This window comes from Marinobacter sp. 2_MG-2023 (assembly GCF_030546935.1).
GTDB lineage: Bacteria > Pseudomonadota > Gammaproteobacteria > Pseudomonadales > Oleiphilaceae > Marinobacter.
The window spans coordinates 303,393-316,522 of sequence record NZ_JAUOPH010000005.1; the positions used below are offsets into that span (position 1 = coordinate 303,393).

The 13,130-nt window shown below is 56.2% G+C and carries 13 protein-coding genes; 3 read left to right on the forward strand and 10 right to left on the reverse strand.

The features are described 5' to 3' along the window. Nucleotides 1–14: 14 nt before the first annotated feature. The 4 genes from Q4501_RS15200 to moaB are packed head-to-tail and all read right to left on the reverse strand — an operon-like array spanning nucleotide 15 to nucleotide 2,535. Entirely contained in the window at nucleotides 15–464 is a 450-nt protein-coding gene (locus tag Q4501_RS15200) for a molybdenum cofactor biosynthesis protein MoaE (RefSeq protein WP_303597111.1), read from the reverse strand. A 1-nt stretch (nucleotide 465) separates the two neighbouring features. Continuing rightward, the gene (gene moaD, locus Q4501_RS15205) at nucleotides 466–726 is read right to left on the reverse strand and encodes a molybdopterin converting factor subunit 1 (protein ID WP_303597112.1); all 261 of its coding nucleotides are present in this window, start codon (nucleotides 724–726) and stop codon (nucleotides 466–468) included. Between the two features lies 1 nt (nucleotide 727). Then, nucleotides 728–1,939, reverse strand: coding sequence for a gephyrin-like molybdotransferase Glp (gene glp / locus Q4501_RS15210; RefSeq protein ID WP_303597113.1), 1,212 nt, complete (start codon nucleotides 1,937–1,939; stop codon nucleotides 728–730). Nucleotides 1,940–1,962: 23 nt separating this feature from the next. Then, entirely contained in the window at nucleotides 1,963–2,535 is a 573-nt protein-coding gene (moaB, locus tag Q4501_RS15215; RefSeq protein ID WP_303597114.1) for a molybdenum cofactor biosynthesis protein B, read from the reverse strand. Nucleotides 2,536–2,901: 366 nt separating this feature from the next. Between moaB and rho the strand changes: the two genes are divergently transcribed. The 3 genes from rho to Q4501_RS15230 all read left to right on the forward strand — a co-directional run bounded on the left by rho (nucleotide 2,902) and on the right by Q4501_RS15230 (nucleotide 7,064). After that, nucleotides 2,902–4,164 (forward strand): transcription termination factor Rho, encoded by a 1,263-nt coding sequence (rho, locus tag Q4501_RS15220; protein ID WP_303597115.1) that lies wholly within the window; start codon nucleotides 2,902–2,904, stop codon nucleotides 4,162–4,164. 406 nt (nucleotides 4,165–4,570) lie between these two features. Beyond that, complete coding sequence (gene ubiD, locus Q4501_RS15225; RefSeq protein WP_303597116.1) at nucleotides 4,571–6,058, forward strand: 4-hydroxy-3-polyprenylbenzoate decarboxylase; 1,488 nt, start codon at nucleotides 4,571–4,573, stop codon at nucleotides 6,056–6,058. Nucleotide 6,059: 1 nt separating this feature from the next. Further along, complete coding sequence (locus Q4501_RS15230) at nucleotides 6,060–7,064, forward strand: 2Fe-2S iron-sulfur cluster-binding protein (RefSeq protein WP_303597173.1); 1,005 nt, start codon at nucleotides 6,060–6,062, stop codon at nucleotides 7,062–7,064. A gap of 87 nt (nucleotides 7,065–7,151) precedes the next feature. Here the strand turns inward: Q4501_RS15230 and Q4501_RS15235 are convergent, their stop codons facing one another. From Q4501_RS15235 to Q4501_RS15260, 6 genes are all read right to left on the reverse strand, one after another. Continuing rightward, complete coding sequence (locus Q4501_RS15235) at nucleotides 7,152–8,393, reverse strand: heme biosynthesis HemY N-terminal domain-containing protein (RefSeq protein WP_303597117.1); 1,242 nt, start codon at nucleotides 8,391–8,393, stop codon at nucleotides 7,152–7,154. Continuing rightward, nucleotides 8,390–9,481 (reverse strand): uroporphyrinogen-III C-methyltransferase, encoded by a 1,092-nt coding sequence (locus Q4501_RS15240; protein ID WP_303597118.1) that lies wholly within the window; start codon nucleotides 9,479–9,481, stop codon nucleotides 8,390–8,392. The genes Q4501_RS15235 and Q4501_RS15240 overlap by 4 nt, the downstream gene beginning before the upstream one ends. A gap of 8 nt (nucleotides 9,482–9,489) precedes the next feature. Continuing rightward, nucleotides 9,490–10,302 carry a uroporphyrinogen-III synthase gene (locus Q4501_RS15245; protein ID WP_303597119.1) on the reverse strand — a complete coding sequence of 271 codons (813 nt, stop codon included), beginning with the start codon at nucleotides 10,300–10,302 and terminating at the stop codon, nucleotides 9,490–9,492. Continuing rightward, on the reverse strand, nucleotides 10,283–11,224 hold the full coding sequence (gene hemC, locus Q4501_RS15250) for a hydroxymethylbilane synthase (protein WP_303597120.1): 942 nt from the start codon (nucleotides 11,222–11,224) through the stop codon (nucleotides 10,283–10,285). Before hemC ends, Q4501_RS15245 begins: the two co-directional genes overlap by 20 nt. 120 nt (nucleotides 11,225–11,344) lie before the next feature. Next, a complete protein-coding gene (locus Q4501_RS15255) occupies nucleotides 11,345–12,115 on the reverse strand; it encodes a LytTR family DNA-binding domain-containing protein (RefSeq protein WP_303597121.1) in 771 nt (256 codons plus the stop codon). After that, on the reverse strand, nucleotides 12,112–13,080 hold the full coding sequence (locus tag Q4501_RS15260; RefSeq protein ID WP_368497847.1) for a sensor histidine kinase: 969 nt from the start codon (nucleotides 13,078–13,080) through the stop codon (nucleotides 12,112–12,114). The genes Q4501_RS15255 and Q4501_RS15260 overlap by 4 nt, the downstream gene beginning before the upstream one ends. Between the last annotated feature and the right edge of the window lie 50 nt (nucleotides 13,081–13,130).

Below are 13,130 nucleotides of genomic sequence, written 5' to 3' on the forward strand. Positions count from 1 at the left end.
CCCATATTTTGGGGCTACTTATCCCAGGCCTTCCCCCGGGCCACATCCGAAGCCTTCTGCTCCACCCAGTGTTCCCCGCTCTCAGACAGCTCCTTTTTCCAGAAGGGCGCAGACGTCTTCAACGCATCCATTATGAACTCGCAAGCTGCAAATGCATCACCTCGGTGGCTGCTGCAAACACCCACAAAGACAATCTGGTCCTGCAGTAACAGCCTGCCAACCCGATGAATTACCCGAACCTTACGAACATCCCAACGTCGCGAAGCCTCCTCAATGAGCCCGCTGATCACCTGTTCTGTCATTCCGGGGTAGTGCTCCAGAAACAGCCCCGATACACCCTGCGTATCGCCACTATCGCGAACCAGTCCCGTAAACGTTGCAATAGCTCCTGTTCCGGCACCGCTGGCACGCAGAGCCTTATGCTCCTCGCCGGAATCGAAATCTGCAGTTTGTATGCTAATCATTTCAACCCCCGGTTACCGGTGGGAAAAAAGCCACTTCGTCACCAGCTCTCACCGGCGCGCCAGGCTTTGCCATGGCTTGGTTGATTGCAATCATCACTGGCTGACTGCCTTGCAGTTGTGCCCAGGAACCGCCGCGGCTCGCCAGTGTTGCAAGCAGGTCGCTGACGCTCTGATCCCCCTCTGCCGGCAGCGTGAGTTGCTCCGTACCGAGTTCCTCCCGGAGGCGTGCAAAAAAACGGACAGTAATGGTCTGGTCAGTCATATCAGCTCAGTAGCTCGGTGAATGGGTAATAGGTCAACAGGTCGCCTGCTGCAACCGTGGAGTGCTCCGGAACGATTGCCAGGCCATCGGCCCAGCAGGCAGAACTAAGAACTCCAGAGCTCTGGTTCGGGTACGCGTTGACTTGGGTTTTTCCTTCAACAGATTCAAGGCGTGCACGGACAAATTCCCTGCGTATCGACGGCGAGGTAACGTTAAACGCGGCGGGCACTTGCTGGCCCACTGGGTAAGTCCGCAGGCGGCCCTGGCAGGTGCGTATGTACGGCATGCCTACAACCAGAAAGGTCACGAGTACGGTTGCCGGGTTGCCAGGCAGGCCCAGTACAGGCGTGCCTTTGATTGAGCCAAAGGCAAGGGGTTTGCCGGGTTTGATCGCCAGGCGCCAGAGCGACAGCTCGCCGGATTCTTCCAGCACGGCTCGCACATGATCTTCTTCGCCCACGGAAACGCCTCCGCTGGTGATGATCAGGTCGGCCTGCGCCGCTGCGCGCTCGAGTGTTTCCCGGGTGACGGTCCGGTTGTCTCGCAACGTCTCACACAGCACGACCTCACAACCCGCTTCAGCAGCCAGGGCAAGCAGGGTGAAACGGTTGGTGTTATAAATCTGACCCGCCTCCAGCGGGTTTCCCGGGTCGACCAGTTCATCGCCGGTGGACAGAATCGCGACGCGCAGCTTTCGCACCAGAGTTACCTCGGCCAGTCCCATAGACGCCAAAAGACCCATTTCCTGGGCCCGGACTTTCGTACCTTTGGCTAGTGCCAGACTGCCTTTTGCGAGATCCTGCCCACGTCGGCGGATGTTCTGGTCGGCTTTTATATCGGCATTGATCAGGATGCCGCTATCGGTAACCTCAACCCGCTCCTGCATGACAACCGTGTCTGCCCCGGCGGGAACTTCCGAGCCGGTAAAAATGCGGGCAGCGGTGCCGGGTTTCAATGGGCTTGGGGCTGAGCCTGCGGGGATCCGGTCAGACAGCGGCAGGGCCTGGCCAGGCACGTAATCCTCGGCACGCAGAGCATAGCCATCCACCGCACTGTTGTCGGCCGGGGGGACATCTGCCGGAGCCTGATAATCCCTCGCAAGTATTCGGCCATAGCTTTCGGTAAGCGGCAGAGCTTCGGTTGCTGTAATCACCGGAGCCTTGCCCAGAAGGTGGGCAATGGCTTCTTCGACCGGCGTCAGAGTGGCTGTCATGGTGAATGTCTCCGTGTTCAGAATTAACGCGTGGCGCGTTGCCCGATAACTTGTTGAAGGCGCTCGATCGCCCGTTCAGGCTTGCGGCCGACCAGGGCCGAAAAGTTGCAGGGGCCGTGGCGGCTGTCCAGCTGAGAGCTCAGAATGCCATTCCAGCCGGTGCGGCAAGCTCCGGTGGAACCAGGTAAACAAAAGATTGCCGTATAGTTGGCAAGGCCACCAAGGGCTCTGGACTGAATGGTAGAGCTGCCAATTTCCAAAGCGGACAGGCGCCGGAACTCTTCGCCAAAACCTTCAATGGTTTTGTCCAGCAGCGGTGCAACTGCCTCTGGCGTGCTGTCGCGTTCGCTAAAGCCGGTACCACCTGTGATGACGATTACATGAACATCCGCGTCTGCAATCCACGATGACAGAGCTGCGCGTATCAGGTAAACGTCGTCAGGCAGGATGCGGCGTGAAATAAGCTGGTGCCCGGCCTCTACTACGCTGTCTTCAAGAAACTGTCCGGAGGAGTCTTCAGCAAGGCCGCGGGTGTCGGAGACCGTAAGAATAGCGATATTGAGAGGTTTCAGGTCGTTCGTGGGTTCAGTGCTCATGGGAAGCTACTCCGAAAATCACAGGGGAAATTTTGGTTACCAGTATCCCTTTCAGTGGCAGCTAATGGAAGGGAGTAACCCATCAGGGGGAGGCGCCGGGGCCTGCATACAGGCGCTCAGGCCACAAGATTGACGTTTATTTGGTTCCTGCACTTGACATTGGCACGTAAGGTAGCAGATTATCGTCCTTGCCTTACGAACGGTTGTGTCCACTCTACTGGCTTCAGTACTTTATTCCGGATCTCTTCTATACCGGTTGCTCCATTTGGCCAGCACCTGTTTTAACAACTAATGCACTTATCTGTTCAGGGGCACCCCTGTCATCCCAACTTCCGTTTAATTCCATTCCTGAAAATCTAATAACCTATGAATCTTACTGAACTCAAGCAGAACTCCATGCCCGAATTGCTCGATATCGCGCAAGATATGGGCCTCGATAACCTGGCGCGCTCGCGTAAACAGGATGTTATCTTCACCATACTGAAGAAGCATGCCAAAGGCGGCGAAGACATTTATGGCGATGGCGTACTGGAGATTCTGCAGGACGGTTTCGGCTTTCTGCGGTCTGCCGATGCCTCCTACCTGGCCGGACCAGACGACATTTACGTCTCACCCAGCCAGATCCGTCGCTTCAACTTGCGCACGGGCGATACCGTTGCCGGCAAGATCCGTCCGCCGAAAGATGGCGAGCGTTACTTTGCTCTGTTGAAAGTTGCCGAGATCAATTTCGACAAGCCGGACAACGCCCGCAACAAGATCCTGTTTGAAAACCTGACACCGCTGTTTCCTGATGAGCGCATGCAACTGGAAGCTGGCAACGGCAGCACTGAAGACTTGTCTTCCCGTGTGCTGGATCTGGTTGCACCCATTGGCAAAGGCCAGCGTGGGTTGATTGTATCGCCACCCAAGGCTGGTAAAACGCTGCTGATGCAGAGTATTGCCCAGTCAATTACGCGCAATAATCCGGAATGCCACGTTATGGTGTTGCTGATTGATGAGCGTCCGGAAGAAGTTACTGAAATGCAGCGCACTGTGCGTGGCGAAGTCATTGCTTCCACCTTTGATGAGCCACCTGCGCGTCACGTTCAGGTTGCCGAAATGGTGATCGAAAAAGCCAAGCGTCTGGTTGAGCACAAAAAAGACGTAGTTATCCTGTTGGATTCCATCACCCGTCTGGCTCGAGCCTACAATACGGTCATTCCGTCCTCCGGTAAGGTATTGACCGGTGGTGTAGATGCCCATGCTCTGGAAAAGCCCAAGCGCTTCTTCGGTGCGGCACGTAATGTGGAAGAAGGCGGCAGTCTGACTATTCTTGCAACGGCTCTGGTGAACACGGGTTCCAAAATGGACGAAGTGATCTATGAGGAGTTCAAGGGCACAGGCAACATGGAAGTCCACCTTGATCGTAAGATTGCTGAGAAACGTGTATATCCCGCCATTAACATTCGCAGCTCCGGCACCCGCCGTGAAGATCTGCTGATGACCGAAGCGGATATTCAGCGTGTGTGGATTCTGCGTAAGCTTCTGCACTCCATGGACGACGACACTGCCGCCATCGAGTTTTTGTTGGACAAGCTGAAAGACACCAAGACCAACGACGAGTTCTTCCAATCGATGAAGCGTCGCTAAGAGCTGAAGCCCTGGCGCCCTTGGGATTGTGGGGCCGGCAGTACCGGGGCGACCTTCCCCGGACACGCCGTAAACCCATCCCTGGGGGCTTGGCATTGCCATCCCTGGCAATGCACAGTCCGGGGAAGGTCGCCCCGGTACTGCCGATCTAATTTTGGGCGCGCGCTTTTGTCGGTTGCAGTTGAGCTTTTGTGGTTTTTCCTTGAGTTAACTGCTGATCCGGTGAATGCGGTGAGGGCCTGCTTACCCAGACTGTGTCTTGCCATGGATGGCAAGACCAAGCCCCCAGGGATGGGTTCACGGCGTGTCTGGGTAAGCAGGCCCTCATTGCGTTCTGCGCATCGGGTTAGAAGTCCGGAAAGCGATAAACTCCGTAATTAATGGCCAACAGAGAACGGAGCCAACGATGAAATACAACGACCTGCGGGACTTCATTGACCAGTTGGAGAAACTGGGCGAACTGAAACGCATCTCAGTTGAAGTAGACCCCCACCTGGAAATGACCGAAATCTGCGACCGCACACTGCGGGCAGGTGGCCCTGCATTGTTGTTTGAAAATCCCAAAGGCTACGACATGCCAGTGCTTGCGAACCTCTTCGGCACAACCAGAAGAGTGGCTCTGGGCATGGGGCAGGAAAACGTGACTGCGCTCCGGGACATTGGCAAATTGCTGGCCTATCTCAAAGAGCCGGACCCCCCCAAAGGTTTTAAAGACGCTATCGAAAAATTACCGCTGATCCGGCAGGTAATGCGCATGAGCCCGAAAGTACTCAGGTCTGCGCCCTGCCAGGAAGTGGTGATCGAAAAAGATCAGATCGATCTTTACCAGATTCCTGTGCAGCACTGCTGGCCCGGAGATGCAGGGCCGCTTGTAACCTGGCCGCTGGTGATTACTCGCGGGCCTCATAAAGAACGCCAGAATCTTGGAATCTACCGTCAACAGTTGATTGGCCGTAACAGGCTGATCATGCGCTGGCTCAGCCATCGCGGCGGAGCGCTGGATTTTCAGGAGTTTCAGAAAGCGAATCCCGGTAAACCCTATCCGGTAGCCGTAGCTCTGGGTGCAGACCCTGCAACGATTCTGGGGGCGGTGACCCCGGTGCCTGATTCGTTGTCTGAGTATGCGTTTGCAGGGTTGCTCCGGGGCAGTCGCACCGAGTTGGTACAATGCGGTCTCAGTGATCTACAAGTGCCGGCCAGCGCCGAAATTGTGCTGGAAGGCTTTATTTATCCGGATGATATTGCGCCCGAAGGTCCGTTTGGGGATCACACCGGTTACTACAATGAAGTGGACCAGTTCCCGGTGTTCACCGTTGAGCGAATCACCCATCGCAAAAATCCCATTTATCACAGCACCTATACTGGCAGGCCGCCAGATGAGCCGGCGATCCTTGGTGTGGCGTTGAACGAAGTTTTTATCCCGATACTGCAGAAGCAGTTTCCTGAAATCGTGGATTTTTACCTCCCGCCAGAGGGCTGTTCGTATCGTCTTGCCGTGGTGACCATGAAAAAACAGTACCCGGGCCATGCCAAGCGGGTAATGATGGGCGTATGGTCTTTCCTGCGCCAGTTCATGTACACCAAGTTCGTGATTGTTACCGATGATGATGTGAATGCCCGCAACTGGGAAGATGTGATCTGGGCCATTACGACCCGAATGGATCCTGTACGCGACACCATGTTGGTAGAAAACACGCCAATCGATTACCTGGACTTTGCTTCGCCTGTATCCGGTCTGGGTTCCAAAATGGGAATGGACGCAACCAATAAATGGCCGGGTGAAACAAGCCGGGAGTGGGGCGAGCCGATTGCCATGACCGACGAAGTAAAGCAGCGGGTAGATGAGCTCTGGGGCAGCCTGGGGATTGAAAATCCGCCTGACCGCCCCGATTGATATGGGCAGTGAGCCGCGGTGGGTAGGTTTGAAACCTTCCGGAATCCGTTATTCAGCAGGCATTAACGTAGATTTATTGAGTGCTGCTGCCGATGCAGGTATTGCCGTTCCATTCGCTTGCAAAAATGGCGTGTGTGAGCTCTGCGAGGCGCGACTTCTTAGCGGCTCAGCTCTTAACACCCGAAACCAACAGATGATTCCGGTCGGTGCGCGGTTGATGATGTGCAGAACCGTTGCGTGCGACCATCTTGAACTGGAGATAAGTGCCGTTATGGCAGCAGGAAAGAACCAGCCCCGAAAGTTCCAGGCAAACGTCGTGGATGTGCGATCTATCAGCCACGATGTGTATCGGGTTGAGCTTCAGCTGCCCCGTCGGCGCGAGCTGTCCTTTCATGCGGGCCAGTATTTGTCGGTCATCCTGCCGGATGCTGAACCCTGTTACTTTTCTATCGCGAGCAGCCCCTCAGAGCAGAACATCGAATTACATATTCAGGCCTCTCCGGAATGGGTGTCAGCACAAAAAGTTATTGATGCGCTGACTTCCGGTGAAGCAGTCAGTCTGGAGTTGCCCCATGGCAAGGCATGCCTTGCCAGCGCGCCGGAAAAACCATTGTTGTTGATTGCGGCTGGTACCGGCTTTGCGCAGATGAAGAGTTTGGTGGAATATTTACGCGGTACGTCTTTTTCTCAGCCGGTCAAACTGTTCTGGGGCGTGCGGCGCCATGAAGATATGTATCTCAGGTCTATGGCTCGCCAGTGGGAGCAGGAATGGTCAGCATTTACGTTTCAGCCGGTAGTCGGCGATGACGAGGATAATGACTGGAGTGGGCACCACGACCAGCTTGTGCGGGCAGTACTGGCTACCGGAGCGGACTGGAAGAACGTGGAAGTACACGCCAGTGGCTCGCCAACCATGGTTTACACGCTGATGGATGCCTTGATAGAAGCCGGATTGCCTCCGGAAGGATTCTTCTCCGATGTGCTGGAATATGCACCCCGGAGCTAGAATGAAACAGGTGCCAGAACGCCCGTTCTGGCACCTGTATTGGCCTGCCTTATTCTTTCAACTGAGTCTCGTGGTATTGTCCTGATTTCAGGCTTTGGGCATCGGGAGCCTTGGAAGCCCGTTATCATTTGCAAGCCCTTGCATCATCAGTTTGATACTCACTTCTTCGTCGCCCATGTGCGCGCTCAGGCGGCTCAGTTCCGCAAGAGCTTCCCGGCTGCGACGTAACTTCAGGCTGGTCTCGAAATACTCCCTGGCTTTTCCCCAGAGTTCATTGCGCAGGCTCAGTCGACCGAGTGCCAGAAGCAGTTCTGCATTGTTAGGGCGGTCTTTTAGCCACTGCTCGGCTGCAAGCAGTTGCTCGTCCGGTTTCTGCCCTTCAATCCGGCCATAAAGGTTGACCAGATCATCGCTCCAGTGATTGTGTAGAACTTTGCGCAACAGAGTTTCGGCCTGTGCCTCATCACCGAGATCGGCCAGCAAGCGCGCATAATCCGCGATGGTCTTCTCGTCTCTGCGCAGAAACCCTGGCAGTTCATCCCAAAGGCGGGTGAGCGGTTCCAGTGACGCTTCCGGGCTCTCTTTTTGTTGGCGCCGGCAGTCTTCAGCCGCCCTTTCAAGAAGGTTGTGCCAAACCTGCCTCTCAAGCTCGCCAAGCTCGGATTCCGGAAGCACGCTGCGCTTACGCAGTTCAGGCAGCAGTTTCGAAAGCTCCCGCCAGTCTTCAAGGCGAAGATAGGTGTTTTTAAGCAGCTTGAGTACAAAAGGGTGATGTGGCGATTGCTTGCGCAGGCGCACCAGTGTTGCCAGTGCCTGTTCAAGGCGGTTGCCGGCAAGCTGCAGTTGGGCCTGGGTGATGCCAACGGCCATATCAGACCCTGGTGTGCTTTCAAATGCTTTGCGGAGCAGCTCGTCCACGGCTTCGTGATCACCACACTCAGAAGCCGCTTGAGCCGCGGCAAGGTAGTTAATCAGAGGTGTGTCTGCGTTACCGGCTGCTGACGTCAGCATCTTGCGGGCTCTTGGCCAGTTGCCTTCTGCCAGTGCTAACAGGCCCTGAGTGGTGCGCCGCCTTGCCCGGCGTTCCTTGCCGCGGGACACCCAGCCGGCGATCAGCCCGGTGCCTTGTCGCATGCGGCGTATCAGATTGATGGATAGTACGATCAATGCAACCACTGCAATGAGCAGGGCAAGGCCTACCCAGAAGTTGGTTTCGATCAGGTAGTTGCCCAGGCTGATGCGTATGTATCCCAGGTCGTACTGCAGCCCGAGTGAGAGCCCGGTGCCGATTAACAGCGCAAACAGAACGATCAGAAGCAGGCGAATCATGAATCATCGCCTCCATTGTCGTTGTTCAGGCGGCCTGCAAGTCGTTGTTTGAGCAGTTCCAGAGATTTGCTGATGTCTGGTAATTCCGGTGCGACATTGCGTGTTGCGAGCTCTGCAAGTGTGCTGCTTAGCGCGCTCACCCGTGGATTGCTTGCGTCATACCAGTCGTCAACAGCGGCCTGCGCCTTGACCAGAGCACGCTCATACAATGGCTGATTACCTCTGAGCACGGCCATTTCTGCTTCTTCCAGCATCAGTTGCAGGTTCAGTCGCGCGTAGGCGCTTTGATCCGGTGATAGCAGAGGCTTGACCGATTCATCCAGGCGACGAACCACAACCACCTGCATCAATGTGGATTTGAACTTTGTCCAGCCTCTGGCGAATATGCCGGGTTCTCCGCCTTCCCCGGGATCTGCATCAGACTGGCCGTTGCCGACAAATCCTGGAGCCTGCTCGCTGATAAGGGCCTGATCGGTCAGCTGGTGTACGCTGTCGATGGCGGCCTCAAGGGTGAGGTAAAGGCCGGTTCTGTCGACACCGGTTATGCCTCTGAGCGCCAGGATTTCCCGTGCCAGTTGCTGGCGCACCGGGTACACACCTATATCGTCTGATTCGGTTAATACCTCGTCAGTGGCTTCAAGCGCGGAAAGAGCACCGCGAATGTCTTTTTCAATCAGCAGTCGCTGGTTAGCAATGCGCAGCAGGTACTCGGCTTCGGCCAGCAGCCAGTCAGTACGGGTACGGTTGCCGGCTTCCAAAAGTTCGCGGGCGTTGTGATCAATCTGTCGCTGCTGGGTGGCGATCAATTCCCTTTGGGAGGTCAGTTTGTCTTCCAGGGACTGTAGACGCTGGCCTTGTTGGCTGCCACGGTCACCGTAGAGGTTTTCAAGCTGGGCAGTATCCTGCTTCAGACTCTCCAGCGATTGCATCGTAGTTTGGTGAACGTTCCATTGCTGCCAGTTCCAGAAGGCCAGCGCAGCAACACTGATGAGTGCAATGATAGCAATAACCCAGACCGGCCAGACTTTCTGCCGGGTGGGTTGTTCTTTCGCAATTGGGGCGGGTAGTTGTTTCGTTGTATCAGTCACGGGCGTCCTTACTTGGCTTTTCCGGAGCCACCGTCCTGGCCTGCCAGTTGTTCTGTGACAGCGGCCACGATGTCTTTGTCGGCAAGGCTTCCTGGTATGCACGGAGCGTTAAATCCCGCTGCGCGAGCCTGATCGGCGATACGCCGGGCGGGCACAATAACGGAACTATCGTATAGATTATGGCTGCAATTCGCACTTAGTGCGATGAGATTGTTCAGGGTCTCTCCAGAGAGCGCGATAATAGCCTCTGGCGCAAACTGATCCAGGGCCCTCTGGACCTGTGTTGCGGAGTAATCCGGACAGAATCGCCGATACAGGGGCATAGGGGTAACTCGGGCGCCTCGTGCTTCCAGCGTTTTACGGATTAACTCCCGCCCCTCCTCGCCCCGGGCCACCAACACCCGCTCTCCGTTCAACTCAGCGAGGGAGGGCAGCTTTAGCAGGGCTTCACTGGTCCAGCCCTCTTCAGGCTTGCGAGGTTTTAACCCATGTTCCGCAAGGACTTTTGCAGTGCCGGCTCCTACGCCGTACCAGTTCAACCCCATGGGAAGCTGGGGCCACCAGATGTCCAGCTCTTCCAGTAGAAGCCTTGCCGCGTAAGGGCTGACAGCAATAATATGAGTGAATTCATCCAGGCTGAGAATGGTGCTTCGGCGTTCCGGCGTCTCGGCCAGCGGCTCTCTTTCTAATAGAGGAAATACGAGCGCCTCTGCGCCGGCAACCTGGAATTGCCGGGCCAGCCGTGATGCTTCAGGCTCGGGCCGACAGATCAGAACCCGTCGGCCGGCCAGGCTGGTTGGGTCAGTGCGGGGTATGACCATAGATTTCGGCCAGTATTTTGTCTGCTCCCATGGCGAGAAGCTCTTCTGCCAGCTCACGTCCCAGGCGCTCACCTTCGGCTCTGGGAGCACGGCCTTCGACACGGAGAAGCTGTGTACCATCAACCGCACCTACCAGCCCACGCAGCCAAACGGTTTTGTCATCTTCCAGTAGTGCATAGGCTGCGATAGGTACCTGGCAGCCGCCTTCCAGGCGACGGTTAAGAGCCCGCTCTGATTTTACGCGATCGGCCGTGTCGGGATGATTCAGCGGTGCAAGCATGGCACGCAGCTCGTCATCATTGAGACGGCACTCAATGCCGAGAGCTCCCTGGCCAACGGCAGGCAGGGAAACAGTGTCTGGCATGGAGTAGCGGATACGGTCGTGAAAGCCCAGACGCTTCAGGCCGGAACTCGCCAGAACGATTGCGTCGTAGTCGCCGGCATCGAGCTTGGCCAGGCGAGTGTTCACGTTGCCGCGCAGGACCCGGATTTCCAGGTCCGGCCGGTAGGCGCGAAGCTGTGACTCCCGGCGCAGGCTCGCTGTGCCCACGATAGAGCCTTCGGGGAGGGCATCGACGTTATCGTAATGGTTGCTGACGAATGCATCTGTCGGATCTTCCCGTTCGCAGATAGCAACCAGGCCCAGACCCTCGGGAAACTCCATGGGCACGTCTTTCATGGAGTGAACCGCCAGGTCAGCACGACCATCGAGCATGGCTTCTTCCAGCTCTTTTACAAACAGGCCTTTGCCGCCGATTTTGGCCAGAGGCACATCGAGAATCTTGTCGCCCTGGGTTTTAATCTTGACCAACTCCACAATCACGTTGTCGTGGAGCCGTTCGAGTTCGGCTTTGATGAATTCTGCCTGCCATAACGCCAGGGCGCTGCTGCGGGTTGCGACACGAAGGGTTCGTTTGGACATGGTGCTCACTGTCAGTTCTGAAAAATGTTCGCCAAGGTTACCTCGTGGCGTCGAAAAAGTCCCGTAGGTGCTTGCTCTACATCGCCTGCAGCTGCAAGGTCTCGCCTTGCTTCGCGATACCTAGCCTGGCAGCTGACCCTGAAGCCATTGGCGCACGTTGCTTGCATGCCGGCGGCTTACTTGAAGCTCACCAAGATCGTCTCTCAGCGCCACCAGGTTGTGGCCTTCCGCTGTGCGTTTTAACGCTTGAATAAAACGAACACCGACCAGGGTGTTGCGGTGAATCCGGAGTAACTGGCGCGGATAGGCATTTTCCAGTTCTTTCAGGGTGTAGTCGGATACGGCTTCGCCACGGGAATGATGAATGGTTACGTATTTCTGATCCGCCTGGCAATAGCGGATCCCGGCTATATCGATTAGCTCGGTTCCCCTGTGGCTGCGCACCGCCAGCTGCTCGCTTTCTGCATCATCCCGGCTTGCGCTGTTATCAGGTAGTTCGTTGGACAGTGCTTGCAGTTGCACCCTGTTGACTCTCCCCGCTCTGGCAAGCGCCTCTTCAAGCGCCTGCTTGCGCACAGGCTTCAGCAAGTAGGCTAAAGCCTGCACATCGAAAGCCTGAATTGCGTAGCTGTCATACGCCGTGCAGAAAATGATAGCCGGCGGGGTGCTGAGCTTGTTGAGATGTGCGGCGACTTCCATGCCGTCAAGGCCGGGCATGCGGATGTCGAGTAGCAGTATATCCGGTTGCAGCTCTGCTACCCGGGCAAGCGCTGCATTGCCATCTTCGGCTTCACCGCAAACCTGGTAGTCCGGTAAATCCTCGGCCAGCCGACGTAGGCGGCCGCGGGCGAGAGGTTCGTCGTCAACAATCAGAATTTTTTGTTTTGTCATGGTTGCTGTGTGGTTTTGGGCAGCCTCAGGGTAACCGTGTAAACGTCTCCCTGGTGGCTATGTTTGAGAATGGCCGGCTCCCCGAAAATGGCTTGCAGTCGTGCCTGTATGTTGCTCAGAGCCATGCGGTTGCCGTTGTGCGGGTTTCCATTGCCATCCGGTTTCGGGTTTTGTACCAGCAGGTACACAAAGTTGCCCCGTGCTTCCGCCTCAATGCGCACCGTACCACCCTCCGGACGGGGTTGTATGCCATGATACACCGCGTTCTCTACCAGCGGCTGCAGGGTTAGTGGCGGAATGGCCTGGCGCCCGACCCCTTCTGCAATTTGCCATTCCAGCTTCAGGCGCGGTCCGAGTCGCAGGGCTTCGATGGCGAGGTAGCGCTGGCAAAGTTCAAGCTCCTTTTCCAGCGGGATGAGCTGGTCACCCGTGCGCAGGCTCGCACGAAAGAGTTCGGATAAGTCCAGCACAGCCTCTTCGGCCTGCTCCGGGTCTATGGCAATAAGGCTGGCGATGGTGTTCATGCTGTTAAAAAGGAAATGCGGCTGTATTCGGGCCTGCAACGCCGCCAGGTGCGCCTGCATTTCCGCTTCACGTTGCTGTTGCCATTGGTGTTGTATGTAAAAATAGCGGAGTATTATTAATACGATCAGCAGGGCCAGTAGCAGCTTTTTGGCAATCGCTTGCCAGTCGATGATCCCCGGCTGAGGGTTCAGAACATTGTCGGCAAACAGGCTGAAGGCGAGTACATCCAGCAGCACAATGGTTACGATTGCAAGGGTTGCGCGGGGCACGGATATGCGGGCCAGCCGTTGCCTTAGCAGGCAGATAAGCGCAGCGCTCGTGAGGGTAGTCCATTGCACAAACAGCGACAGGAGCGCGAAATAATTCCAGTCGATCCAGCCGTCGCTGGCCTGAACGATCGCCAGTACCAGTACCAGCAACTCGCTGGTGATCAACAGCATGAAAACGGATCGCACCCGGCACAGGTCCGGTACGAAGAATTCCTGAGTGA